We start from the raw sequence: 25,360 nt of genomic DNA on the forward strand, positions 1-25,360 counted from the left end.
CGCGTTTGATCTAGCAACGATCGCGCCCCGGATCGAACGGAAAGTGTCACGCGATCACGGTAGGCTGGAGGACATCCTCCAGGGCCTTCGCGAGCGGACCGACGTTCTTGTCGTCGAAAAGCGTCAGGTGGCGGCCGGGAACCGGCACGATTCGCAGGCCTCCGCCGGCCAGTGCGGTCCAGCCGTAGTCGGCCGGCCACTCGACCTTGTCGCTCGGGGTCAGGGCTTTGAAGAGCGTGATCGGGCCGGGATAGAGGCGGGGCTTGTAGGCCTGCATCGCGCGCCAGTTTTCCTCCCGGACCTGGACGCGGCGCAGATCGCTGTGCGCTTCCGCCGGACCCATGGTCATGGCTTCGACGACTTCCTTCTTCACCTGGCGGTGAACGGAAATGCCTTCTGCAATCCGTTCTCGCAAACGCTCCAGCTTCGCGGGCAGCGGCAGGTCATCCTGCTGCTGCCAGAAAGCTCCGAGTCGCCCCGGCAGCGAGTAGCGCTTGCCGGGAGCTGTTGGATTGTGGGTGTCGAAGAGGCCAAGAAATTCGACCGCGTGTCCCTGCTCGACGAGCTGGCACGCCATCTCGTGCGCCACCACGCCGCCAAACGAGTAACCCGCCAAGCGGAACGGGCCTTCGGGATGCACCGCCAACAGTTCCTTCACGTAGGCGGCTGCGGTTTCCTCGACGCTGGATTCGGTGATGGGACTGCTGTTGCTCAGGGACAGGGCCTCGATCGCGTGGATCGGGTACTCGCCGGTCATCCGCTCGGCCAAGCCGCGGTAGAAGATGACGCCGCCATCGCCGCCGTGGATGCAGAACAGGGGTGGGGGATTGCCGCGGTCGGAAAGGGTGACCAGATGGCCTTTCTTGCCGGACTTCGCCACCGGCTCCACCTCGGGCGCCAGCAGGGAGGCGAGCCGCGCCACGGTCGGGTGGCTGAGCAGTGCTGCCAGCGGCAGGCTGCGGCCGAATTCCTTCGAGACACGGGAGAACAGGCGCAGTGCCATCAACGAATGGCCACCCAGCGCGAAGAAGTCTTCATCCCGGCCAATCTCTGAAACGTCGAGCAGCTCGCTCCACAACGCGGCGAGCCGTTTTTCGGTCTCTCCTTGGGGTGGACTGAAACGACGCGGTTCGCCGGATCCCTTCGCCGGATCAGGCAGCGAGGCGGTGTCGATCTTGCCATTCGCGGTGATCGGAAACGAGTCCACCAGCATCACGCCATCCGGATGCAGGAACGATGGCAGCTTCGACGAAAGCCATGCGTCGAGCTTCGCGGCATCCATCAGGCTGCCTTCCTCCGAGACGGCCCATGCGAGGATGCGCTTGGTCTCGGCGGTGTCTCCGCGCACCGCGACCTTCGCCTGGCGCACTTCAGGATGCGATGCGAGGACGGTCTCGATCTCGCCGAGCTCGATGCGGAATCCGCGTACTTTCACCTGATGGTCGCGGCGGCCGATGAATTCGATGGTGCCATCCGCCAGCCAGCGGCACAGGTCGCCGGTGCGATAGAGCCGGCCATGGACGGAGTGCTCGACGAACTTGTCCGCTGTTAGAGCAGAATCACCTTGGTAGCCGAGTGCCAATCCGTCGCCGCCGGTGAAAAGCTCGCCCGGTATGCCGCCGGGGAGGATCCGGCCGAGTTCATCGAAGATGAAGGCGGTCGTCCGCGAGATGGGCCGGCCGATGGGGATCGAGGGGCGCTCGCAGTCTTCCGGTCGGATGACGTGGCAGGTGGTGAAGGTGGTGTTCTCGGTCGGTCCGTAGCCGTTGATCAAGGTGGTGTCTGGCAGCGTCGAGAGCGCTTGGCGCACGTGGGAGACCGAGAGCACGTCGCCGCCGGCGAGCAGGTAGCGCAGGCCTTTGAGCGAATCGGCGTGTTCCTCGATCATCACTTGGAACAAGCCCGCGGTGAGCCACAGCGTGGTCACACCTTGTTCGCGCACTGCGGTCGCGATCTCGTCGAGGCCGGTGCCTTTCGAGGGGATGACGAGGGTGCCGCCATTGAGCAGCGGGCCCCAGATTTCAAGCGTCGAGGCATCGAAGGAAAGCGGGGCGGCCTGGAGGAAGACGTCGCTGGCGGTGATCGGCATGAAGCCGTTGTCGCGCACCAGTCGGGTGACGCCGCGATGCGGCACCAGCACGCCCTTCGGCTTGCCGGTGGAGCCGGAGGTGAAAAGCAGGTAGGCCGGGTGCTCGGCCGTGAGGAGGAACTCAGGCAGATCGACGGGCGTCGCGCTGCCGAACTTCGGGATCTCTAACAAATGCCCGTTCCACTCGCCGAATGAGAAACCCAGCCCCGGCGTGGCGAGGCCGACCCGTGCACCGGATTCCTCTAACAAAAGCGCGAATCGTTGCGCCGGATAGTCCGGATCGAGCGGCACGTAGGCACCGCCGGCAAGGAGGATGCCGAGCAGGCCGGTGATCATCTCCGGCGAGGGTTTCGAGCAGAGGGCGACCAGGTCACCGGGCTTTACGCCGGCTTCGATCAGGCGTGCCGCAACGGTGGTGGCTTCGGCGTGGAGTTGGGCGTAGGTGGCCGTCTCCTCGCCGAAGACCAGGGCAGTGCGGGAAGGATGGTTCCGCGCGGTCTCCATGAACCATGCAGGTATCGTGGCTTGTGCTTGGTCTGGCGGAATGATTTCCGCGTTCCCAGTGGTTCCATTTCGGGACCACTTGCTGAGGATCGTTTCCTTCTCGTCGAATGTGAGAATTTCCAACGCCGAGAGCTTGCGGGTCGGAGCTTCCGCAATGCTCTCAAGCAACTGCTGATAGTGCCCCAGCATCCGCCGGGCCGTGGCGTGATCGTAGAGGTCGGTGCTGAAGTCGCAGGTCACACGCCAGCCTTCGGCCCGCTCGACCATGAAGAAATGCAGGTCGAAGATTGCGCCGGGCGAACGCGAGGGAATCGGGATCAGCTCCACGCCGCCGAAGGTGCCCGCTTTCGCGAACGAACGCTGGTGCGTGAAATTCACCTGGAAGAGGGGATTGCGGCTCGGGTCGCGGTTCGGCTTCAACGCACGGACCAGACACTCGAAGGGGAGATCCTGGTTCTCGACCGCCGCCAGCGCATGGTCGCGCACCTGGCAGACGAGGCTTTCAAAAGAGGGATCGCCCGAAAGGTCGCTGCGCAGCACCAGCGAGTTGATGAACACGCCGATCAGCCGCTCGACTTCAGCCCGCGTGCGACCGGTGATCGGCGAGCCGACGGCGATGTCCGTCATCCCGCTGTAGCGGTGGAGCAGCACCTTGTACGCCGCGAGCAGCAGGTGATAGAGAGTCGCCCCGTTGCGCGCGGCGATGGCTTGCAGGCGGCCGGTCAGTTCGCGCGGCAACAGGGACGAAATCAGATCGCCACTCCACGACTTCGCCGCGGGGCGCGGCCGGTCGGTCGGCAGGTCGAGCTCGGCCATGCCAGCCAGCCGGTCTTTCCAGAAGGCAAGCTGCTTGGCGACCTCGGGGCCTTCGAGGAAGTCCTTTTGCCACACGCTGTAGTCGCCGTACTGGATCGGCGGCATTTCGAGCGGGCACTCCTTTCCCTCGTGATAGGCCTGATAGATGTCCGCCAGCTCCTCGGTCAGGACAGTCATCGACGAGCCGTCGAACATCGCGTGATGGACGGTGACGTGCAGGATGTGCACGCTCGGCGAAAGCCTCACCAGCTCCGCCCGGAACACCGGACCGGTCGCAAGATGGAAGGGCCGCTGTGCTTCGATGCTGCCGAGCCGGTCGGCTTCTGTCTGGCGCTCGCCTTCAGGCAGATGGGAGACGTCGTGAATCGGGAACTTGAAAATCGCGTGGGGAGAAACGATTTGCAGCAGCTCGCCTTGCTCCTCCTCGAAATGAGTGCGCAGCGACTCGTGGCGCTCGACGATCGTGCGGAGAGATTGCTCTAACAGACCGGTGTCGAGCGGTCCCTCCAGACGGAACCGCATCGGGATGTTGAACGCGGTGACGTCCGGCTGCAGCAGCTCCAGATACCAGAATACCTGCTGGGCGACTGACGCAGGAAAGGCCAGTACCTCCGCGGACTCGGGCGCTTGGGTCGCATCGAGGTCGTGAGGGGTATCGCTCATCGTTTCAGAGTTTACGGCGGTAAGCATCGCGGTTCACGCGTTGGATGGTAGGGGCCGCTGCTGCGGGCTCAGCCGCGGAGGTGAGGTCGGCAGCCAGTGCGGCGATATTGCGGTGACGGAACACCTGGGCAGGGGCGATGGCGAGCCCGATGCGGGTGGCGCGGGTGCTGATCTGGAAGATCAGGATCGAGTCGCCGCCGAGCTCGAAGATGTCATCGGTGGTGCCGATCTCCTTCATGCCGAGCACTTGCTTCCAGATCTCCACCAGCTTCTGTTCCGTGTCGTTCTTCGCCGCGACAATTTCACGGGCGGTGTTCTCTTCGGCCTCGCCTGGAGCAGGCAGGGCCTTGCGATTGACCTTGCCATTCGGGGTGAGCGGGAAGGCATCGAGCACCACGAAGGTCGACGGCACCATGTAGTCCGGCAGCTTCGCGGCGAGGTGCTGGCGCAGCTCCGCGCCGAGTGCCGACGATGGCTTCTCATGGTGCGGCACGTTTGCCAAGGGAGCCGGGGACGCTTGGATCGGCCACAGCGGCAAGATTCCACTGCCGGAGGGCAGGAAGATGACGTCCATGATGCCGGCGGCACCATTGCCACGCCAGCGGACGTGGGCCTTGTAGCCGGTCGAGGTGGCGATGGCGAACAGGTCCTCGGCGGTGAGGGCGGTATTCGGCGGAGATGGCTGGAATGGCAGTGCGCCGTCTTCCGGAGAATGCTCCAGCGCCCGCAGGAAACCAAGCGGCGAGGACAGCCGGAGATCTGGGATTCCGGCGATGGCCAACTCGTTCGGCCCTTCGGCTAGCATCGCTTCGAGCTGCTCGAGATTCAGCCGCTCCCACTGGCGCCAGTTGGTCACCACTTGGGTGGCGGGCTTTTCACCGACGTGGAGGATCACGTCGTAATGATAGGTCGTGGTCTCGTTGGAGAGCTTGCCGCGACGGAGCTGGATCTCGATGTGCGAGAAGCCTTCGAGGTGGTCGAACCACGCGGGGTCCAGCGAGAGTTCCGTCTCACGGGAGAGCCGTTGGGCGAGCTTCTCGCGGAGTTGTTTGCAGGTGGTGCCGCTAGGGGCTCGCTCGCGAAGGATTTCGGCGTGATGGGCGGCTAACAGGGCATTGCTCTGGATGTCGCCGAGGAAGATGCGACCGCCGGGCTTCAGTGCGTTCGCGGCACCTTGCAAGACGCGTTCGAGGTAGTCGGCATCGGGGAAATACTGCGCGACGGAGTTGATGATGACGGTGTCGAAGTAGCCGTCTGGCATGCCGGCGAAGTCATCGGCAGGGCGGTGGAAGAGCTTCACCTGTGGCAGGGGGTGATTCTTTTGCAGCGCCTCGATCGCCACCTTTGAAATGTCGGCGGCCCAGTAGCACTCGGACTCCGCGGCGAAGCGCGAGAGGATCTGGCCGGTGCCGCAGCCGATTTCGAAAATACGACGCGGACCGTAGCTGCGCAGGCGCGCGCTGGTGGTCTCGATCCACTCGGCGACCTGATCGTCGATGTCAGTGATGCCTGCCCAGCCGGCGATGACCGAGTCGAGCTTGTCCAGCTTGCCGCTGCCGGATTGGTCGATGGCGGACTTGTAGAGCAGGTCCCACTGGTCTTCCCAGATGGCGGTGCCATTGCTGGTCGCTCCCTCGGGCTTCACGTAGGCGACGAGACGGCCGTCGTGGACGTGGGCCACGGCTAGGCCGACGGCAGGATGCTGCTCGAGATGAGTCTCGATGTCACCGAGTTCGATGCGGAAGCCGCGGACCTTCACCTGATGGTCCATGCGGCCGAGGCATTCGAGCGTGCCATCGGGATTCCAGCGCGCGAGGTCGCCGGTGCGGTAGAGCTTGCCGGATTGCAGCGGAGTGGAAATGAAGCGGTCGTCGGTGAGATCCTGACGCTCGTGATAGCCGTGGGCGAGGCCGTCGCCGCCGATGAGCAGTTCACCGGCGATGCCGACAGGCTGCGGCTGCATCGCGGTATTCACGATGAAGACCTGGGTGTTGTCGATGGGGCGGCCGATGGTCACCGGACCTTCTCCTGCGTCAACCTTGGCGGTGGTGGACCAGATGGTGGTCTCGGTGGGACCATAGACGTTCCAGATTTCTCCGCAGAGTGGGGCGAGGCGGTTGACCAGATCGCGCGGGACGGCTTCGCCGCCTACCAGTGCCTTGAAGCCGGTCTTGCCGGACCACTGTGCTTCTAGCAGCAGGCGCCAGGTGGCCGGTGTCGCTTGGAGAACGGTCACGTTGTGACGGGCGATCGTTTCGGCGAGGCGGTTGCCGTCGATCGTGATGTCGCGGGTGGCGATCACGACTTCGGCCCCGGTGGTGAGCGGCAGGAAGATTTCCAGGCCGGCGATGTCGAAGGACAGCGTGGTCACCGTGAGCAGCACGTCATCAGGAGCCAAGCCGGGTTGGCGGCGCATCGAGTTGAGGAAGTTCACGACGGCGCGGTGGGGCAGGCGGACGCCTTTCGGACGACCCGTGGAGCCGGAGGTGAAGATGACGTAGACAAGGTCCTCGGGATCACCCTCGACCGGGCTGAAACCGCTGCTATCACCTGTGATTTCATCGACGAGCAAGACCTGCGCTTGAGATGCTGGCAGCTCCTTGTGCAGCGAGGTCTGCGAGAGGATCAGCGGCATGTGCGCGTCCTCGACCATGAAGGCCAGGCGCTCGGCCGGGAAGGCGGGATCCATCGGCACGTAGGCGGCACCGCATTTCAGGATGCCGAGCAGGCCTGCGACCATGTCGGTCGAGCGCTCCAGATGGATGCCGACCAAGTCGCCGCGCTTCACGCCGGAGGCTTGGAGGCGAGCGGCGATGACAGCGGCGCGTTGTTCCAGATCGGCGTAGCTGAGAGCGACATCGCCGCAGCGAATGGCGATCTTGTCCGGAACGCGGGAAGCGACGTGTGAAACGAGGCAGGGGAGGGTGGCCGTGCGCGGGTAGTCGCGCTCGGTCGCATTCCAATCGACCAGCACGCGCTGGCTTTCCTCTTCGTTGAGAATGGGGAGCGCTTGCAGGGCAGCTTCGCCATCGAGGATCGCGCTTTCGATCAATTGCTCGAAGCAGCCCAGCCAGCGACGGATGGTGGCGGCATCGTGGAGATCGGGATTGTATTCGCACTCGACGATCATGCGCTCGTCGGTCTGGACGAGGTTGAAGAAGAGGTCGAAATTGACGTGGCGCTTCGGATTGGTCCAGACGTCGAAGCCGAGGCCGTCGAAGGCGATCTGGTCGATGCCGGACTTGTCGATGTTGAACATCACATTGACCAGCGGCAGGCGGCTGGTGTCGCGCGGCAGGCTGAGCTTCTTCAACACGCTGCCGAAGGTGGCGTCCTGATGATCGTAGGCTTCAAGGACTTGCTCCTTCACTTCCGCGGCGAAGGTGCGGAACGGGCGGTCTGCGGCGGCGTTGAGGCGAAGCGGCAGGAAGTTCAGGCAGTGGCCGACCAGTTCATCGCGTCCGATGCGCGTCTGTCCTGCGGCCGGGACCCCGATGACGAGATCCTCCTGACCGGTGAGGCGGTGGAGCAGGGTGGCAAAGCTGGCGAGCAGCGTTGCAAACAAGGTGCCGCCGAGTTTCGGTGAAGCCTTCTTCAGGCGGGCGTAGCGGTCGGTGTCGAGGGTGAGCGCTTCCATCGCACCGGCGAAGGTCTTTACCTGGGGGCGCGGGTGATCGGTGGGAAGCTCCAGCACCGGGGCGCCGGTTTCGAATTTCGCGACCCACCATGCTTCTGCGGTCGCGTGTTCGTCCTGGTTGGAAACCTCGTGGCGGGCGTAGTCCGCGAACGACATCGCGGGCGGCAGCATCGGCAGGCGGCCGGCCTTGCGGGCGTCGTAGGCATGGGCCAGCTCCATCAGGATCATGCCGAAGGACCATCCGTCGCAGACGATGTGATGGGCGGTGAAAAGCAGCTCGTGTTGATCCGCCGAGAGCCTCGCGACCTGAAGGCGGAGCAAGGGGCCGTGGGTGAGATCGAAGGGCGTGCGTGCCTCGTCTTCCTTCACCTGCGACCAGTGCATGCCCCGTGCGTCGGCAGTCAGCGATGAGAAATCATGCTCGTGGATTTCCAACTGCCGCGGTGCGTTGTGGAAGATCTGCTGCTGGCCATCCGGGCTGAAGGTGCTGCGGAGGGCGGGGTGGCGGACGACGAGGTCGAGCAAGGCGGCGCGCAATGCGGGGACATCCAGCTCTCCATCGAACCGAATCACGTTCGACTCGTTGTAGGCGCAGTTTGCGTCGTCGCCCATCATGAGCGAGTGGAAGATTTCACGCTGGCCTTCGGTCGTCGGCGCGATGTCGTGACGTGGGAAGACGGCGGGTGCGGTGACTTCCTTCGTGGACGCCGGGAGGAAGCCGGCGGCCTGCATGTCTGACACGGCTTCGGTGAAGCCGCGGACGATGCGATCGAAGTCCTCGTCGCTATGGGCGGTGGTGAAGTAGAGTGGCCGGCCCTCCCAGACGTGGACGCCTTTCTCGCGGAGGAAGTACCACAGCAGGCTGGCATACTTCAGGTCTGCTGCGTACTCGACGACGGCGTAGGCGCTGAAGTGCGGCAGACGGATCGGCACGCCGATGGCTTCGAAGTGGCTGTTGAGCGTTCGGCAGAGGCGCTCGACGCGCTCGGTGACCTCGATCTGGAGGCGTGGGCCTTCACCCTTCAAGTGCTCGACCACGCGCCAGGCGGCGGCGAGGGCGAGGGGGTGGCGCACGAAGGTGCCGGCGAAGAAGGTGACGCCAACTTCCGGGAAGCTGTCGTCGCCATAGTTCCATGCGCCGCCGTCGAGGGCGTCCATGTATTCGCGCTTGCCGGCCAGCACGCCGATGGGCATGCCGCCGCCGATGACCTTGCCGTAGGTGGCGAGGTCGGCTTCGACGCCGAAGTAGGCTTGTGCACCGCCGGGATGGCAACGGAAGCCGGTGACGACTTCATCGAAGATGAGCGCGGTGCCGGCGGCCTTGGTGATGGCGCGGACTTCCTGCATGAACTCGCGTGGCTGGAGTCCGGGAGCGCGGCTTTGCACCGGCTCGACCATGACGGCGGCGAGCTCGTGGGCGTGGGCTTTGAGGATTTCGAGGGAGGCGGGATCGGCGTAGTCGAGCACGAGCATGTTCTCGACAAGGGATTGCGGGATGCCGGGCGCGATGGGCTGCGCTTTGTAAACGCCATCGACCCAGGCACCGCGGACCAGCACTTCCTCGAACATGCCGTGGTAGTCGCCGGTGAAGTAGGCGATGCGGGTGCGGCCGGTGATCGTGCGAGCGAGGCGCATGGCGGCCATCACGGCCTCGGAGCCGGTGTTGCAGAAGGTGGCGCGCTCCATGTTCGTCAGCTCGCAGATGGCCTTCGCGAGCTTGCCGGCGATGGGGGACTGCGGTCCGATCTCGATACCGGTGTGGAGCTGCTTTTCAATGGCCTCGGTCAGCCACTCCGGCGAGTGGCCGAAGAAGTAGGTGCCGAAGCCCATGGTGATGTCGACATACTCATTGCCGTCGAGGTCCCAGATCTTCGCGGCCTTCGAGCGGGAGGAGACGATCGGATAGACCATCTCTTTCCACAGCGACTTGAAGCCGGAGACGGCGCGCGGGTCGGCGTAGTGGTCGCGGTGCTCGGCGGTGTAGGCCTTGGAGCTGGCGGTCTTGCGAACGTAGCGGGCGATCAGCTCGTCGAGCGACTTCTGTTGGACGGGAGTGAGTCCGCCGTTCTCGCCCTTGTCGATCGGCTTGTAGGGGCCGAAGCGGGTATTGGCGGAGACGTTGCGGGTGTGATTGGCGGGCCACTTGACCGGGGCGAGCCCGTCGGTTTGAGGAGCGGCAGTGGCAGTGGCAGGGGTTGGTGCTTGGCGGTCGGCCAGCAAGGCCTGCATGAGCTGGATCTGGTTCGCCATCAATTGCTCGATGGTGCCATTGCCAGCCGGTGCGGTTTGGGGAAGGAGAGTAGGAGTCGGAGCCGGAACTACGGTAGGGGCCGTAGGTGGTGCATCGGCAGGCATTTCGCTATCGAGGTGCGCGGCGATGGCGGCCACCGAGGAAAGGTCGCCAAGCATCTGGCGGAAGGTGACCTTGACCCCGAAGCGCGACTGGACGGCCTGGCTGGCCTGGGTGAGGAAGAGCGAGTCGAAGCCGAGCTCGGTGAAGGTCGCGGCATCGTCGTCCACGGTGATGCCGGAGAGATCGAGGACGATGGCACGCAGCTTGGCGGCAAGGTCGGGAAGACGGGACATGGGGGAGGGAGATTGACGATTGACGATTGGCGATTGACGATTGGAAGAGGAGTCCGAAGATGCGGCTGCCGGGGTGCTCAAGCTCTCAACGTCCAACTTCGGACTCTCAACTTCTTGCGAGGCGTCGATCCAGTAGCTTTGGCGTTCGAAGGGATACGTGGGCAGGTGAACGCGGGCGCGTTCCTGGCCTGCGAAGAAGGAAGGCCAATCGAGGGCGACGCCGGTCTTCCACAGCTCGCCGGCGGCATTGAGGAGGTCGGCGAGATCGTTTGCGGACGAGGGCAGCGTTGAGACCACCGTGCTGCTGCCACGAGCAGGGTGTTGGCGAGCGAAGGGTCCGAGGGCTTGGCCGGGGCCGACTTCCAGCAGGATCAGCTCGCCGGTGGCATAGGCGGTGGCCAAGGCGTCGGTGAAGCGGACTTCATGGCGAAGCTGGCGTGCCCAGTAGCTGGGATCGGCCAGCGTCGCGGCATCCATTTCACGGCCGGTGCAGGTGGAGATCCACGGGATGGCGGGTGCATTGGCGCGGACCTTTGCGGCTTCGGCGGTGAAGGGAGCGACGATCGGCTCCATCATCGCCGAGTGGAATGCGTGCGAGGTATTGAGGGCGCGGCAGACGATCTTCTTTTCCTCCAGCTCGCGCTGGTAGGCGGCGATGGGGCCGTGCGAGCCGGAAACGGTGCAGAGCTTGGGGCTGTTGATCGCGGCGAGGTGGATGCCTTCGGGCAGGACGAGTTCGTCGGCCCCTTGGCGCACGGCGAGCATGGCTCCGGAGGGAAGCTCCTGCATGAGCTTGGCGCGCACGGCGAGCAGGCCGAGGGCCTCGGCCAGCGTGAAGGTCCTGGCCAGCACGGCGGCGACGTATTCGCCGATGCTGTGGCCGATGAGCAGCGCGGGTTGGACACCCCACGAGATCCACAGCTTCGCCAAGGCATACTCGGTGACGAAGATGCAGGGCTGGGTCAGCCAGGTTTGGTGGATGCGCTTCTCCGCCTCGGCGCGGTCGGCTTCGGAGGGATAGAGCGTGGCGCGGACATCGAGTCCGAGATGCGAGTAGAGCAGGGTGGCGCACTCGTCCACGGCGGCGCGGAAGACCGGCTCGGAGTCGTAGAGGTCCCGGGCCATGTCGGGATACTGAGAGCCTTGGCCGGGGAAGAGGAAGGCGACGCGGGGAGCCTTGTTAGGAGAGGATGGCTTCGCGGGTTCGCGGAGCTTGGCGATGGCTTCGTGGGTGTCCGTGGCGACGATGTGGCGACGGAAAGGGAAGGTCTTGCGGCCGGTGGCGAGGGTGAAGGAGGTATCGGCGAGGACCGAAGAGGGACAGGAGTGTCCCTCCTCCATATGCTTCGCCAGATTCGCGGCCATGGTGTTGACGGCGGTCGCGGTTTTCGCGGAAAGCACGAGGAGTTGCTGCTTTCTACCCGCGCCCGATGGGGGCGAGAGCGGAGCTTCTTCCATTACCACGTGGGCATTGGTGCCGCCGACGCCAAAGGCGCTCACGCCAGCGAGGCGAGGCTTATTGGTACGACTCCAGTCCTTCGTTTCCGAGATCGGGCGGAAGGGGCTGTTGGCGAAATCGATGCGTGGATTCGGCGCGGTGAAATGCAAGAGCGCGGGGATCTTTCCGTGGCGGAATTGCTGGATCGTTTTGATCAAGCCAGTGACGCCCGCGGCCACGTCCAGGTGGCCGATGTGTGTCTTGCCGGTGCCGAGCGCGCAGTAGCCTCTTTCCTCCGCGCCGCCTTCGCGGAAAGCTTTTGTTAGAGCGGCGACCTCGATCGGATCGCCGAGGGGGGTGCCGGTGCCGTGGGCTTCGACGTAGGAAACATCCGCCGGATGCACGCCCGCCGCCGCTTGGGCCATGGCGATGACGTCGGCTTGTGCGTTGAGTCCCGGTGCGGCGAAGCCGATCTTGTCGGAGCCGTCGTTGTTCACGGCCCAGCCCTTGATCACCGCGAGAATCGGATCGCGGTCTGCGACTGCTTCGCTGAGGCGCTTCAAGAGCACGACGCCGCAGCCATGGCCGAAGACGGTGCCATTCGCCTTTTCATCGAAGGCGCGCACGGTGCCGTCGCCGGAAACCATACCTTCTTCGGTGAAGAGATAGTCGCGCTGTTGGGGGAAGCTAAGCGACACGCCACCGGCGAGCGCCATGTCGCATTGGTAGGTGAGCAACGAGGTGGCGGCCTGGCAGATCGCGACCAGCGACGTAGAGCACGCCGACTGGATCGTCATGCTCGGGCCGCGGAGGTTCAGCTTGTAGGAGACGCGGACGGGCAGGAAGTCCTTGTCGTTGCCGAGCATCGTCTGGTACTCGGCGACCTGGTAGTTCCTCGCGAGTTCCTTGGCCTTGCCAAGGTTGTGGAGCAGGTAGGTGTTCAGGCTGAGGCCGGCATAGACGCCGATCATGCCGGGATAGGTGCTGGGATCGTAGCCGCTGTGCTCGATGGCTTCCCATGCGCACTCGAGGAACACCCGGTGCTGCGGGTCCATCAGCTCGGCTTCCTTCGGATAGATGCCGAAGAACGAGGCGTCGAAGAGATCGGGACGTTCGAGGATGCTACGAGCCCCGACGTACTTCGATCCATCGCTTTCCACGCGCGAGTCGAAGCGGGTGATGCAGTCCCTTCCGGCGATGAGGTTTGCCCAGAACTCGTCGGGCGAATCGGCACTGGGAAAGCGGCCGGCCATGCCGATCACGGCGATGGCTTCTTGGGGGGGGAGTTCTTCGTTCATCGGGGGCGGCGGAAGTTGGCGATGCCCGCACGCTGGAGACGGGCGCGGTCTTGGGCAGAGGAAGTCGAGACGGTCGCTTGCGGCGAGAGGAAGGCGGCGAGCGATTTGGCGCTGGGGCAGGCGAAAAGCTCGGTGATCGCCAGATCGCGGCCGGTCATTTCGCGGAGCCGGACGTGGACGATCGCGAGGTGGATGGAGGTGCCGCCGAGGTCGAAGAAATTGGCTTCGGGATCGGTGACGGAGCGCTCGAGGATTTCCGACCAGAGGGCGAGGATGCGGCCGGTGAGGCTCTGATCATGGGGCGCATGGGACTTGTGCGCCCTATCCGTCTCGGCCAAGGCTAGTCGGTCGACTTTGCCGTTAGGCGTGAGCGGAAAGCTCTCCGTGAAACGGAACTCGCCCGGGACCATGTAAGCGGGCAGGCGGGTGGACAGGTGATCCTTGAGGTCGGCAGCGGAGGCCTGGCCCTTCACATGGGCGATCAAGCGGCCGTCCTTCGCAATCACCACGGCCTCGCGGACGTCATCATGCTGGTCCAGCGCGATCTCGATCTCGCCGAGTTCGATGCGGAAACCGTTCACCTTCACCTGATGGTCGGCCCGGCCGCGGAATTCCAGCGTGCCGCAGGGCAAGCGCCGAGCGAGGTCGCCGGTGCGGTAGATGCCACCGGCGAGGGCGAAGCTTTTCGCGGTGCGCTCCGGGTCATTCAGGTAGCCGCCGCCAAGACCGGCACCGGCGATGCAGAGCTCGCCGAGTTCTCCGTCCGGGATGGTGGCGAGATCCTCGTCGCGAATCGTCACCGTCACGTTCGGGATTTCCCGGCCCAGCGGGACAAAGGAAAAGTCATCGAGATTCCCGGGATGCAGGCGATGGAAGGCGCAGATGTCGGTGCACTCGGTGGGGCCGTAGGTATTCACCACTTCCGCCCGGCAATTCGGATGCTCCAGCCAGGTGCGGAGGCGGGGGATGGAAATCGTCTCGCCACCGAGAATCGCAAAGTGGAGCGAGGAAAGCGCGGTATAACCGTCCGCTGCCGCAGCATCTACCAAGGGGTAGAAGGCGCTCGGGGTGCAGTTGACGAGCGTCACGCTGTGCTCGCGGATCAGCTTTGAAATACGAGAGATGTCGTAGGTGCCGCAGTCGTCGAGCACCAGCCGGCCGCCGGTGAGCAGTGGAATGAAGAAATTCTTCTGGGTGAGATCGAAACTCGGCGAGCTGATCACCAACGTGCAGTCCTCCGCGTCGAGCTTGAGTTCGGAGCCATACCAGTCGAGGAGGTTCGCGAAGCCCTTGCGAAAGACCGAGGCGGCCTTCGGTTGTCCGGTCGAGCCCGAGGTGAAGATCGCATATAGGGGATCGTCCGGCGTTGCGTAGGGCGTGACCGGGGCGGCGCCGTCTGAGGCCAGCACTTCGATCACCGTTTTCGCCCCGGCTGCGGAGAAGGCCGGCGCTAGATCCTGCCGGCTCAAGACCAGCTCCAGTCCCGCCGTAGAGACCATGTGGGCGAGCCTCGCCGGCGGATAGGCGGGATCAAGGGGCACGTAGGCGGCACCCGATTTCACCACCGCCAGCAGGGCAACGATCAATTCAACGGAGCGATTCAGGCCGATTCCGACGAAAACGCCTGGCCGGGCTCCGAGAGCCTGCAGGTGTCCGGCGAGCAAGTTCGAACGGGCGTCGAGTTCGCCGTAGGACAGCGTGGTATTTCCCGCAGTGACCGCGGCGCGATCCGGAGTGCGGGCGGCGTGGGCGTCAAAGGCGCGGAGCAGCGTATCAACGGAAAGGGCTTCCGGCATGAGGGGGGATGCTGTCATGCGAACAGGGCGGCGATGGGGAACTACGGCACGATTATTTAAAAACTTTGGGAAGGTCAATAATCGGGCTGAGGTAGTTCGGGGGCTGGGGGTGGGATGGGCGAAAGTCTCATTTGGCGGGGTTTCTGCGGCATGAGCTAGGCTGGTAAAGTCTTATCATGAAGTTGGAAGGTCGGCATTACGCGATGTCGTAAGGTTTAGTAATTTGAAATTTCTTGTCCGCGGCGCGAGAATTTTTTACGGTGCGCGCGCCGATTTTCCCCCTCATGTCCCACCGAGTGCCTTGTGCCCCCCGAGTTGTGCCGATGATTGCCGCGCTGGTCGCGGGCGTCATGGCTCCATCGTCGGGCGAGGAACTCACCCCGACGGCTCCCGGCCGGATCGAGGGTGAGGTGGACAGTCGCATCGTCCCGCAGGCGGGTGTGCGCCTCGACGAGCTTGCCGGCAAGAAGCGCACGGAGGAGCTGGAGATGGGCCTCGCGATCTCCGCGGCCTACGACGACAACATTTTCCTCAGCCCGAACGCCCAATCGGATTTCGTCGTGAAAGTCTCGCCGGCCGTCGCCTGGCGGAAGGGCGACCCGGTGGAAGGGGAGGGGGGGTACCTCAGCCTCGCTTACAAGCCCACGGCGGTCGCGTATGCCGATTTCAGCGACAACGACCGCATTGATCAGGTCGCCGCATGGGAAACCGGCTGGCGGGGGAAGGCGATCAAGCTTGCCTATTCCGGCGAGGCCCGCGCCTTGGGCGACGCCACCGCCGATACCGGCACGCTGACCGACCGCACCGAGTTCGTGAACGAGGCCCGCATTTCGTGGTCGGTTCGCGAGCGCGTCGCAGTCGAGGTGGCGGCCGGCTACGAATCGACCGGTTACGACGACTCGCGGTTTGCCGATTCGAACTACGCCTACGGCGAAGTCGCCCTGCGCTACGCCTACTCGCCGAAGACGACGCTCGGCGTGGCTTACAAGTTCGGCCGCTTCGAAGTGGATGGGGCGGGACCGCAGGATGTCCACCGGACCACCGCCCGCATCGAGTGGAAGCCGCGCGAGAAGATCGCCATCGACGTCGAAGTCGGGGCCGAGCACCGGACCTTCGACAGCGGTTCCGACACGACGCCAGTGGTCGAGGCTCGTATCGGGTGGACGCCGAAGGAGGGCACCGAGGTGTACCTCAATGGCTACCGCCGTGAGCAGGCGTCCGCTTTCCTCGCCGGTCAAAATTACACCCAGGGCGGTGTCGCCCTCGGCATCGTCCAACGCCTCGGCGACAAATGGAGCGCCCGCCTCGAGGGTGGCATGGAGCGCTCCGAATATAGCCGCGTTTCCGGCACCGGCGCTGCTGGCCGCGAGGACAAGATCCACTTCATCCGCCCCGCACTGGAGTATCGCGTCACCGACGACTTCAGCATGGGGCTCTACTACCGCTACTCCGAGAACCGCTCGAACAACGCCGCCTTCGGTTACGAGAACCACAGCGCCGGCATCGAGATGGGCTACCGCTTCTAACACTCCCCCCAAAAAAATGAATCTGAAATTCGTGTTCCTCCTGTGTGCCTTGGTCGGCTTGCTGGCGGCCTTCAGCTCCGGCCAGACGGCCGAGGGTGGCCGCTCTTCCGGCATTATCGGTCAGCGCGACACGGTCGAAATCCGCGTCTTCCGGGAGGATGATCTGACCACCGCCGGCCAGCTTTCCGGCGACGGGACGATTTCGATGCCACTGATTGGCTCGGTGAAGCTTGCCGGCCTGACCACGGACTCGGCGGCCAAGGCGATCGAGGCGAAGCTCAAGGACGGCTTCCTGGTGAAGCCGCAGGTGAGCGTCTCGATTGAAGGCCGTATCCGCCGGACGATCACGGTGCTCGGCCAGGCGCAGAACCCCGGCGTTTTCGAGTTGCCCGCGAACCGCTCGCTGACGGTGGTCGAGGCCATCGGCATGGCCGGCGGCGCCACACGAATCGCGAATACCAAGAAGATCACGCTCAAGCGCTCCGGGGGGAAGGTCCAGACGATCAATCTCAAGGACATCACTTCCGGCAAGGCCTCCGACCTCTCCCTCAAGGACGGTGACGTGCTGAGCATTCCCGAAAGCCTTTTCTAACATCCCCCTGATGCCTTCCCCCCGCAAACCGGAATCCCTCGTTCCATCATCGCCGCGTTCGTCCGAACTGGCGATCGCCGAGCCGACGCTTTACCTGCCGAAAGTCGAAGTCGGGCGCCTTTTCGGCGTCTTGTTGCGCCGCGGTTGGCTGGTCGTGCTCGGCATGGCCCTCGCGATCGGTGCGATGTGGTACTATGTGAAGGGCGCGCCGAAGATTTACGTTTCGACCGGTTCGGTCGAAGTGAGCAGCCATGCTCCGCGAGTCCTGAACATCGACGGCTTGTCGCCCGAGGATTCCAAGGATCTCGAACAACTCCGCACGATTGAGCGGAACATGGGTTCGTCGGCCCTGCTGATGCGGGTCGCGAAGGCGAACGGACTTTTCACGGCACCTGATTTCGCACCGCCCGGCACCAGCGAGCAGGGAGTGGTGGCCATGCTGGCCCAGCGCACCCGCGTCGAACTCGACCGCGGCACTCGTGTGGTCATGTTGAGCGTGGAGGATACCGATCCGCAGCGGGCCAAGCGCATCGTGGAGTCCCTCGTTTCTGAGTATGACTTGTGGATCAAGGATCGCCGCGAGGATCTTGCCCGCCGCGCGGGCGAGGGACTTGCGAAGGAGGAGGAGAAGCTCCGCGACTCGATGGAGCAGGCGGAGACCCGCTTGCAGGAGTTCCGGGAGTCTCATCCGGTGCCGGGCCTCGAAGGCCGCGAAGGCTCCGGGCCGGTGACCGATCAACTCGGCGCGCTCAATTCACAGCTTACCCAGGCGAAATCGGAGCGTCTGCGTCTTGAAGCGGAGTATGAGTCCTTCAAGAAATTCGATCCGGAGGATCCCGACTCGCTCGGCGGAATTGCAACGACTGCTCGGTCTGAAGAGGTCCTCGCTCTCTCCCGGTCGCTGCAGGTGAAAGAGCTGGAGTTCTCCAAGATCAAGGAGCGCTACCTCTTCAAGCACCCGGTCTTCAAGGAAGCGGAGCGGGAAGTGACCAGCCTCAAGGAAGATCTCGTCGAGGCGGTCCGCTCCGCCGGACAGGCCCTTGAAAAGAGCTATCACGTCGCGCTGGAGAATGAGTCGAAGCTCCATGGCGAAGTCGATGGCGCGCGCACCGTCGCCATTGGAGTGGAGGGCGTCCGCTCGAAATTCGATGGTCTGAAGCGTGAGGCCGATGCGGCCCGCGAGCTCCACGCCACCGTCGACAGGCGGCTGCGCGAGACGACGCTGGCGAGTGCCGTCGCCGCGTCCGCGATCGCTTGGGCCGAGCCGCCGTTTGTTCCGGAGAAGGCGTCGAAGCCGGCGAAGAAGATCTTGTTCCCGCTGGCGGCATTCGCTGGCATGATGGGTGGCCTCACATTGCTCGTGGGCGTTGAGCTCAAGGACGGCCGCGTCCGCGACTCTGCCAGTGCTGCCAGGGCGACCGGTGCGCCGTTGCTCGCCAGCCTGCCAGAGCTTCAGGCCGGCCGGGAAGGGGACATGGTGCTGCTTTCCGATCCCGCCTCGCCGACTGCCGAGGCATTCCGCCGGCTGCGTGCCGTGCTGCTGCCGCCGCCCGCGAAGCCCGGTGCCCGCACCGTCCTCTTCGCCAGTGCCGTGCCCGGCGAAGGCCGCTCGCTGTGTGCCATGAACTACGCCGCTTCGCTCGCGATGCAGGGGCAGCGCACGCTCTTGCTCGACGGCGACATGCGCCGGCCCGGCCTCAGCCGCGAGCACGTGCGGGGCGAGTTTGGCGGACTCGGCGACTACCTCGACGGTGCGACCGATCCCGCCAAGGCGTGCTTCCAGACCGCGCTGCCGAACCTCTACCTGCTATCCTCCGGCCCGATGCGCAACGACGCTGCGGAGCTGCTCTCCGGCACCCGTTTTCCGGCCCTGCTGGAGGACGCCTACCGGTGGTTCGACGCCGTGGTCATCGACAGCCCGCCGGTGCTGGCGGTCAGCGATGCCCTGGCGATGTCCCGCTATGCTGACCGCGTTTGTCTGGTGGTCCGCCAGAATGCCAGCGAGCGGAAAAATCTCCGCAAGGCGGCCGAATTGATTCGCTCCTCCGGCGGCAATTTGGTGGGTTTCGTCTGGAACGAGTTGTCGGTGCGGTCGAAGGGCCAGCCGGCTCCCGAACCGGTCGTCCCCTACAGTCATCCGGCCCTTTCCGGCTCTGGCGAAACGACTGGCGCAGGCTCTGCTTCCGGCGAAAGCGTTTCCCCCACGATCACGTAATGGACTCCCCGGTCCAGACTCTGCTACCTTCACGTCAAGTCACGACTCCCCCGGTCGTGACGGGTCTCCCCCGGCCCGAAAATCCCATCCCCCCGTCCCATGAACTGTGCTCCCCCCGCACCAGCCGTGGAGGACGTCGCCCCGACGCCTCCTCCTCCGGATCCTTCTACTGAAAGCGCCCGGTCGTACTCCCTGCGCCACCGCCACCGTCCCTGGGTGGCCCACCAGAAGCTGATCGCCTTCAGTTTCCTGGGCGATGCTGCCGTGGTGTTCCTGTCGATGCTCGTGGCCTACTTGCTGCGCTTCGAGTCGCGCCTCCAGTACATCGGCGTCGATGATCCGGAGATCAACCTGCGCGCCTATACCGGCCACGTCCTTTTCGGGGGCGTGCTGATGCTGGCGTTGCTCGCGAATTTCCGCGTCCACGACCCGCGCAACTATCTGGCCATCCGCCGCACCTTCACGGTCATCGTGAAAACCTGCGCGATCTGGTTGGTCGCCTTCCTCGGTGTCGCGCTGATCCTGAAGCTTGATCCCGCGATCAGCCGCGCCTATTGCGTGTTCGGCTGCGTGATCGCCATGGTCATGCTCTGCGGCTGGCGCTGGTTCCTCTACTGCGTGCTGCGCCGCGAGCCCTTTGCCCAGGCTCTCCGCCAGAAGGCCGTCTTCGTGGGATGGAACGAAGAGTGCGGCCGTGCCATCGGACGCTTCAGCGAGGGCCGCTCGCACCAGATCAATGTCCACGGCGTGATCGTCCCGCCGAGTGGCAGGCTGGAGTCCGAGCCGCCGGCCAACACGCCGGTGCTTGGCCACTACGACGATTTTCGCGATCTTGTCCGCAATTCCGGCGCCGACCTGATCATGGCAGTGGATGGCTGCATGGAGCGCCACGAAATGCTCATGCTCGCCGAAACCTGCGGCAAGGAGTTCGTGGACTTCAAGCTGGTGCCGAGCTGCTTCCAGATCCTGGTCTCCGGTCTCCAGTTGGAGAGCTTCCACGGCATGCCGGTGCTCGGCATCGGCAAGCTGCCGCTCCACCACGCGTTCAACAACGCGCTCAAGCGCGGCATCGACATCATCGGCGCGATCTCCGGGCTGATCCTGTTTGCTCCGGTCATCACAGTTTTCTGCACCATGGTCCGCATGGAGTCCCGCGGCCCCGTTTTCTACCGCCAACGCCGCATCGGTCTCAACGGTCGCCCATTCGACATCATCAAGATCCGCTCGATGAAAGTGGATGCCGAGGCCAATGGCCGCCCGGGGTGGACCGTGAAGGACGACCCGCGCCGTCTCAAGGTCGGGGCCTTCATGCGCGAATGGAACATCGACGAGCTGCCACAGTTCTGGAACGTCCTGATCGGCGACATGAGCCTCGTTGGCCCGCGTCCGGAGCGTCCTGAGCTGATCGAGAACTTCAAGGAGGACATCCCGCACTACAACGTCCGCCACAACATCAAGCCCGGCGTCACCGGTTGGGCGCAGGTCAATGGCCTGCGCGGCGACACCTGCCTGCGCGAGCGCGTGAAGTTCGACCTCGACTACATCGAGAACTGGAACGTCATGCTGGATCTCCAGATCATGCTGATGACCTTCTTCAGCCGGAAGGGTGCTTGTTGAGAGACGCAAGACTGGAAGACGCAAGATTCAAGACTTGAGACCGCTCGTCCATTCCTGGCTTTCAAGTCTTGCGTCTTGTGTCCTGAAGTCTTGAGTCTCTTTTCCGATGGATGCCGCCATCACGGATGAATCCGCCCACTCCGCCCGCCGCGATCGCTCGATCCGGTTGGCGGTGGTGACGTCCTTTCTATCGAAGGCGGGCACGGCGCTGTTCCAGCTCCTGTCGATTCCCATCGCCATCCACGTGCTGACCCGGGAGGGGTTTGGCATCTATTCGGCGGTCAATGTCACGCTTGGCACGGTGTCGCTGCTGCAAGTGGGCATCGGCCCGGCGCTCGCGCACGGCCTGTCAAAGGCCAAGGCGCAAGGGCACGACAATGACGCCCGGGAGCTGTCGGCGAGCGCCTTCTTTCTCTCGGGCGGGCTGGCCCTGCTGGCCGGGCTTTTGCTCGCCATCGTGCTCCTCGCTGTGCCGCTGCCAGTGATCTTCGGCAATGAGTTCGCCGGGAAGGAAGCCATCCTCCGGCCTGCCTTGTGGACCGGGCTCGCGCTGTTTCTGCTGCTCTTTCTTTTCAATCTCACCGACCGGACCCGGGAGGGGCTGTTAGAGGCGTCCGCCAACAACCTCTGGGGTGCGGCGGGCAATGTCCTGGCTGCCGCCGCAGTGGGCATCGGCGTGTGGTTTGTCCCGCAGGTGTGGTTTCTCGTGCTGGCGGTCCACGGCTCGCTGGTGATCGCCAAGCTCTGCAATACCATCGCCCTGTGGCGCGCGCATCCGGAAGTCCGCCCGCGGTGGACGCGCTTCCGCTTGCCGGTGGCCAAGCATCTTTTCACCGACGGGCTGACCTTCTCCGCCGCGACGCTCGTCACCGGAGTGGTCGAATACAATCTCTGCGGCTGGCTCGCCGGTCGCAACGGCGGACCGGCGGCGACCGCGCTCTACGGCGTCTTCATCTCGATGACCATCATGCAGCTCGGCTTCGTGATGATGCTCAGCACGCCGACCTGGCCTGCGGTTGCGGAAGCGCTTGCCCGCGGCGATGTGCCGTGGGCGAAGAAGGCAGCGCGGAAACTTTATCTCTTCGGCAGTGCCTTCGCCCTGTGCGCCTTTGGTGGCCTCGTCCTGTTAGGCCCGTGGGTGTTCTCGATCTGGCTCGGCAAGGACTTCGCCAACACGCCGCGGACGATGTTCGCGTGCTATGGCTTCTACTTCGTCGCCCACGTCTGGCGACACTTGAACCACGCCATGATGATCGGCACCGGTCAGGTGGGGAAGCTGGCACGCATCCAGTTCGTCGAGTCCACGCTGGTCGCGGTGGTCGCGTTCTTCGCCCTGGAGTGGGGAGGCATCGGCCCGATGCTCGCGGCGATGGGAACGGTGGCCTTGGCCATCACCGGCATCATGCTGCCGCGACAGGTCGCACGGGCGTTCGGGGAGGCGCGCTGACGCCGCTTTTTTCCATGCGGGAAAGGAACAGGAAACCGTCCGTCGGCTTCCTGTTCCATCGAATCAACTGAACATGCCCTTGACCTTGTCGAGCAGGCCGCCGCCCACAGCGGAGAGGTCGGGCGTCTCGCCAGCCATCAGGGTGTCAACGACACCCTGGTATTCCGGCGGTAACTTGGATTTGACGAATTCGGCGACCGTCTTGATCGCGCCATCGACTTGTTCACCACTCAATCCGAGAGCGGCCAGTCTTTCCTTGAGTTCATTCATGGTGCTTGTGGGGTAGGGAAGTGAAGTGCCGGGAAGAGGACTCGAAGTCGTAGATTTCCCAACCCCTATATATCAAGGAAAGCTGGCTCTCGATTCGATGGCAATCGAGATCTTTTTTGGGCCTTCCTGTCGGGCATGCTGTGGCGATTGCGTCACCGATGTTCCCGGTCCTCATACGGCTGGCTTGATGCCGCCGTGGTGCTCCCCAAGAATGCAGCACTGAATGACCCCGCGCCGCCTCACCCGCTGGAAATCCTTTTGGTTTGGAATCCTTGTGCTTGGGTTCCTTGGGTGGGCCTCGTTCGATAGCTACCGGTGCCTTTCAGGCTGTTTCCTGAAGTTTGAAGCCCGCGAAGCGCAATTTGAGCGCGCCAAGGGCAATACCCTTATTTATCTCCGGCATGGAGACACCTACCTCACCAGTCTTTCCGCAGGAGAGTTCCAAATAGAGCGCTCGCGCATTCCCGTTTACTTCGCGAGCCATTGGCAGATGCTCGACCGATTCGGCGCGCCTCAAGCCCGGATTCCGGACGCACTCGTTTTCTTGTCTTTCCTCATTCCTTGGGCCGCGTTTCTCGCTTGGCGCTGGAGACGGCAACGAATTCTAACAAAAGTCCATGACGCGCCGCCCGCTCCGTAAATGGAAATCCTTTTGGCTCGGGATTCTTGTCCTCGGGTTCTTGGGGTGGGCTTGGGCAGACTCAGTGGAGCTTGGGAGCTGGTGGACTCCCGTGACGGGACGCGTTTGTGGATATCTTCAGCGATGAGTATTTGGGAGACACCTACTATGTGGCCCACTGGTTCCTCATCCTCCTTTTCTGTCTCGTCTGGTTCGCGTGGATCTTCTGGCACTGGAAGCGTGAACAAAAGAAAAGCTCATGAGGCCCGGACTCCTTCTTGTCTGGCACAGAACGAGCCGCCGCCCCTCGTTTTGGCTCGGGCTTTTCGTCGCATGCTTTCTGGCGTGGGCTTGGTGGGATTCGACCCGATCCGAAACCTGGGTGCAGACGCTAGCGAAGTCGGGAACGCGTGGAATTGTCCGACTGGATGGGACTACCTTTGTTTTCGACCATGCGAAGCATTTTCAAGCATGGGAAGGCGTCATGCGATTTGACGCGCAGTCGACGGCACAGGAATTTGAGGAAATGAATTTGGAAGGATGGAATGTCCGCTACTTCCGAGTTCCCGACTCCCTCGTTTTCTTTTCCTTTGTCGGGCTTTGGGGCGGGTGGCTGGCGTGGCGCTGGAAGACGGAGAGGAAGGCCGCACCCGCGTCCGAATGAGGGAAGCGCCCGCGTTAGCGTTGGTCTCCGTCGGTGCGATCCAGGGAAAAATTAGGGAAGCGACCCTTTCGAGTGCTTCCCTGGATTCTTGTAGGTTGTTGAAGTGCCGGGAACAGGACTCGAACCTGCACGCCTTTCGGTGCCTGAACCTAAATCAGGTGCGTCTACCAATTCCGCCATCCCGGCATGGCTGGGAGCCTATTGAACGGCGCTTGTCCGGCAAGCGGACATTCACGTTCACTTCTTTTCCGGGGCTTTCTCTTTCCCGGGAGCAGGAGCGGTCTCCGGTTTCGCCGGGACGAACTTGAGGGCCACGCCATTGATGCAGTAGCGCTGGTCGGTCGGGGTGCCGAAGCCTTCGCCCTTGAAAACGTGGCCGAGGTGGCCACCGCACTTCGCGCAGTTCACCTCGGTGCGCAGTGCGCCGGCGGAGTAGTCGTCCTTGGTGGTGACGTTCTTGGCCTTCGACGGGTCGTAGAAGGATGGCCAGCCGCAGTGGCTGTCGAATTTCTCCTTCGACGTGAAAAGCTCGGCGCCGCAGCCGGCGCAGTAGTAGGTGCCGCCGCCCTGTTTGTTGAATTCCTTGTAAACCTCGCCATTTGGCCGCTCGGTGCCGGACTGGCGGAGGATGCGGTATTGCTCGGGAGTGAGGATCTTCTTCCACTCCTCGTCGGTCTTCTCGACCTTGGCGGTCGGTTGTTCCGGGGCTTTGTCGGCGGTTTCCATGGCGGGTTTCGTCGGTTCTTCCGCCGTGCAGGCGCAAAGCGTCGCGGCGAGCAAGAGGGCGGCTTTCATCGGGGAAGATCTTCGCATGGGAGCGGGAGGATGCAAGGCGGCGCGCTATTCCCTTTCAGCCGGCGAACTTGGATTTGGAAAGTGTGAACGGGAATGAGCGGGACAGTAAGGTCCCGGCTCGAATGGCGCTCACTTAAGCGGCCCGCTTGGTTTTCCCCTTGTTCGGTTTGTCCCGGTAAACTCCCCGCGGTGCGGTCAGGGGCGGGTACTTGTTAGGCCTTCTTTTGAGGGCTCTGGGTTCTCGCCTTCCCGGCCGGATGTCCACCAGCTTGGTCCCGCAGGTTGCCATCATGCCTTGATGATGCCGGGCCAGGCAGCGCGGCTTGCCGCGGTGGAGCAAATAGGAGTCGTGGCTGGCCGTGGCGTGGTCGAGGACGCCCTTGAAGCTCATTTCCACCAGATCCTTGCCGGATTCCGCGGCGGCTTGTTGCATCACGCAGCGGATCAGGTTGTAGGCGATCATCATCATCCACAGCGTCTTGTGCGCCATCTCCGGGCTGGCGACCGCGAAGCGCTCCATGCCGAGCGTGGCCTTGATGTCCCGCAGCTTGAGTTCGATTTCCCAGCGCCGGGCGTAAAGGTCGCAGAGATGGGCGGCGGGGTATTCCTCCGTGTCGAGCAACGTGGTGGCGACCACCAGCGTGCGCTTCCGGCCCGTGCGATCAACGTAGGGACGCTTGATGTAGCGGATCACGAGTTGCTCCGGCAGGGCCGCCCATTGTCCCGCATCGAGCCCGCTGCCGTCGGGCTGCTGCCTCGGCTTTTTCCAAATGTAGAGACGCTCGTTG

Annotated in this window: 11 protein-coding genes and 1 tRNA gene; 5 read left to right on the forward strand and 7 right to left on the reverse strand. The window is 63.8% G+C overall.

What is annotated here, in order from left to right; translation table 11 throughout:
• Positions 1-46: 46 nt before the first annotated feature.
• The 3 genes from OKA05_RS26890 to OKA05_RS26900 are packed head-to-tail and all read right to left on the reverse strand — an operon-like array spanning position 47 to position 14,845.
• Positions 47-4,072 (reverse strand): non-ribosomal peptide synthetase, encoded by a 4,026-nt coding sequence (locus OKA05_RS26890; RefSeq protein WP_264490316.1) that lies wholly within the window; start codon positions 4,070-4,072, stop codon positions 47-49.
• A 4-nt stretch (positions 4,073-4,076) separates the two neighbouring features.
• Positions 4,077-13,031 carry a non-ribosomal peptide synthetase/type I polyketide synthase gene (locus OKA05_RS26895; protein ID WP_264490317.1) on the reverse strand — a complete coding sequence of 2,985 codons (8,955 nt, stop codon included), beginning with the start codon at positions 13,029-13,031 and terminating at the stop codon, positions 4,077-4,079.
• Positions 13,028-14,845, reverse strand: a complete 1,818-nt coding sequence (locus OKA05_RS26900) for a non-ribosomal peptide synthetase (RefSeq protein WP_264490318.1) — start codon at positions 14,843-14,845, stop codon at positions 13,028-13,030. Before OKA05_RS26900 ends, OKA05_RS26895 begins: the two co-directional genes overlap by 4 nt.
• Before the next feature lie 305 nt (positions 14,846-15,150).
• Between OKA05_RS26900 and OKA05_RS26905 the strand changes: the two genes are divergently transcribed.
• The 5 genes from OKA05_RS26905 to OKA05_RS26925 all read left to right on the forward strand — a co-directional run bounded on the left by OKA05_RS26905 (position 15,151) and on the right by OKA05_RS26925 (position 22,224).
• Positions 15,151-16,353, forward strand: coding sequence for a surface lipoprotein assembly modifier (locus tag OKA05_RS26905; protein WP_264490319.1), 1,203 nt, complete (start codon positions 15,151-15,153; stop codon positions 16,351-16,353).
• A 16-nt stretch (positions 16,354-16,369) separates the two neighbouring features.
• Positions 16,370-16,945 carry a polysaccharide biosynthesis/export family protein gene (locus tag OKA05_RS26910; protein WP_264490320.1) on the forward strand — a complete coding sequence of 192 codons (576 nt, stop codon included), beginning with the start codon at positions 16,370-16,372 and terminating at the stop codon, positions 16,943-16,945.
• A gap of 10 nt (positions 16,946-16,955) precedes the next feature.
• Positions 16,956-19,160: a GumC family protein gene (locus OKA05_RS26915; protein ID WP_264490321.1), complete on the forward strand. Its 2,205-nt coding sequence runs from the start codon at positions 16,956-16,958 to the stop codon at positions 19,158-19,160.
• A 99-nt stretch (positions 19,161-19,259) separates the two neighbouring features.
• A complete protein-coding gene (locus OKA05_RS26920; RefSeq protein ID WP_264490322.1) occupies positions 19,260-20,777 on the forward strand; it encodes a sugar transferase in 1,518 nt (505 codons plus the stop codon).
• Between the two features lie 106 nt (positions 20,778-20,883).
• Complete coding sequence (locus OKA05_RS26925; RefSeq protein WP_264490323.1) at positions 20,884-22,224, forward strand: lipopolysaccharide biosynthesis protein; 1,341 nt, start codon at positions 20,884-20,886, stop codon at positions 22,222-22,224.
• A 63-nt stretch (positions 22,225-22,287) separates the two neighbouring features.
• On the opposite strand, the gene OKA05_RS26930 is transcribed toward OKA05_RS26925, so the two are convergent.
• The 4 genes from OKA05_RS26930 to OKA05_RS26945 form a co-directional block, all read right to left on the reverse strand.
• A complete protein-coding gene (locus OKA05_RS26930; RefSeq protein WP_264490324.1) occupies positions 22,288-22,494 on the reverse strand; it encodes a hypothetical protein in 207 nt (68 codons plus the stop codon).
• 1,387 nt (positions 22,495-23,881) lie between these two features.
• Positions 23,882-23,963 (reverse strand) — tRNA-Leu (locus OKA05_RS26935).
• 51 nt (positions 23,964-24,014) lie between these two features.
• Positions 24,015-24,503: a peptide-methionine (R)-S-oxide reductase MsrB gene (msrB, locus tag OKA05_RS26940; RefSeq protein ID WP_343227003.1), complete on the reverse strand. Its 489-nt coding sequence runs from the start codon at positions 24,501-24,503 to the stop codon at positions 24,015-24,017.
• A 202-nt stretch (positions 24,504-24,705) separates the two neighbouring features.
• Positions 24,706-25,360: transposase (locus tag OKA05_RS26945; protein ID WP_264490326.1), on the reverse strand; the 655-nt coding region annotated here is incomplete at its 5' end.

Source organism: Luteolibacter arcticus, from assembly GCF_025950235.1.
Taxonomy (GTDB): Bacteria; Verrucomicrobiota; Verrucomicrobiia; order Verrucomicrobiales; family Akkermansiaceae; genus Haloferula; species Haloferula arctica.

Bases quoted from the DNA above. Each gene is read 5' to 3' on its own strand.
- OKA05_RS26890 (WP_264490316.1), bottom strand. From the start codon at position 4,072: ATGAGCGATACCCCTCACGACCTCGATGCGACCCAAGCGCCCGAGTCC.
- OKA05_RS26895 (WP_264490317.1), bottom strand. From the start codon at position 13,031: ATGAACGAAGAACTCCCCCCCCAAGAAGCCATCGCCGTGATCGGCATG.
- OKA05_RS26900 (WP_264490318.1), bottom strand. From the start codon at position 14,845: ATGACAGCATCCCCCCTCATGCCGGAAGCCCTTTCCGTTGATACGCTG.
- OKA05_RS26905 (WP_264490319.1), top strand. From the start codon at position 15,151: ATGATTGCCGCGCTGGTCGCGGGCGTCATGGCTCCATCGTCGGGCGAG.
- OKA05_RS26910 (WP_264490320.1), top strand. From the start codon at position 16,370: ATGAATCTGAAATTCGTGTTCCTCCTGTGTGCCTTGGTCGGCTTGCTG.
- OKA05_RS26915 (WP_264490321.1), top strand. From the start codon at position 16,956: ATGCCTTCCCCCCGCAAACCGGAATCCCTCGTTCCATCATCGCCGCGT.
- OKA05_RS26920 (WP_264490322.1), top strand. From the start codon at position 19,260: ATGAACTGTGCTCCCCCCGCACCAGCCGTGGAGGACGTCGCCCCGACG.
- OKA05_RS26925 (WP_264490323.1), top strand. From the start codon at position 20,884: ATGGATGCCGCCATCACGGATGAATCCGCCCACTCCGCCCGCCGCGAT.
- OKA05_RS26930 (WP_264490324.1), bottom strand. From the start codon at position 22,494: ATGAATGAACTCAAGGAAAGACTGGCCGCTCTCGGATTGAGTGGTGAA.
- msrB (WP_343227003.1), bottom strand. From the start codon at position 24,503: ATGGAAACCGCCGACAAAGCCCCGGAACAACCGACCGCCAAGGTCGAG.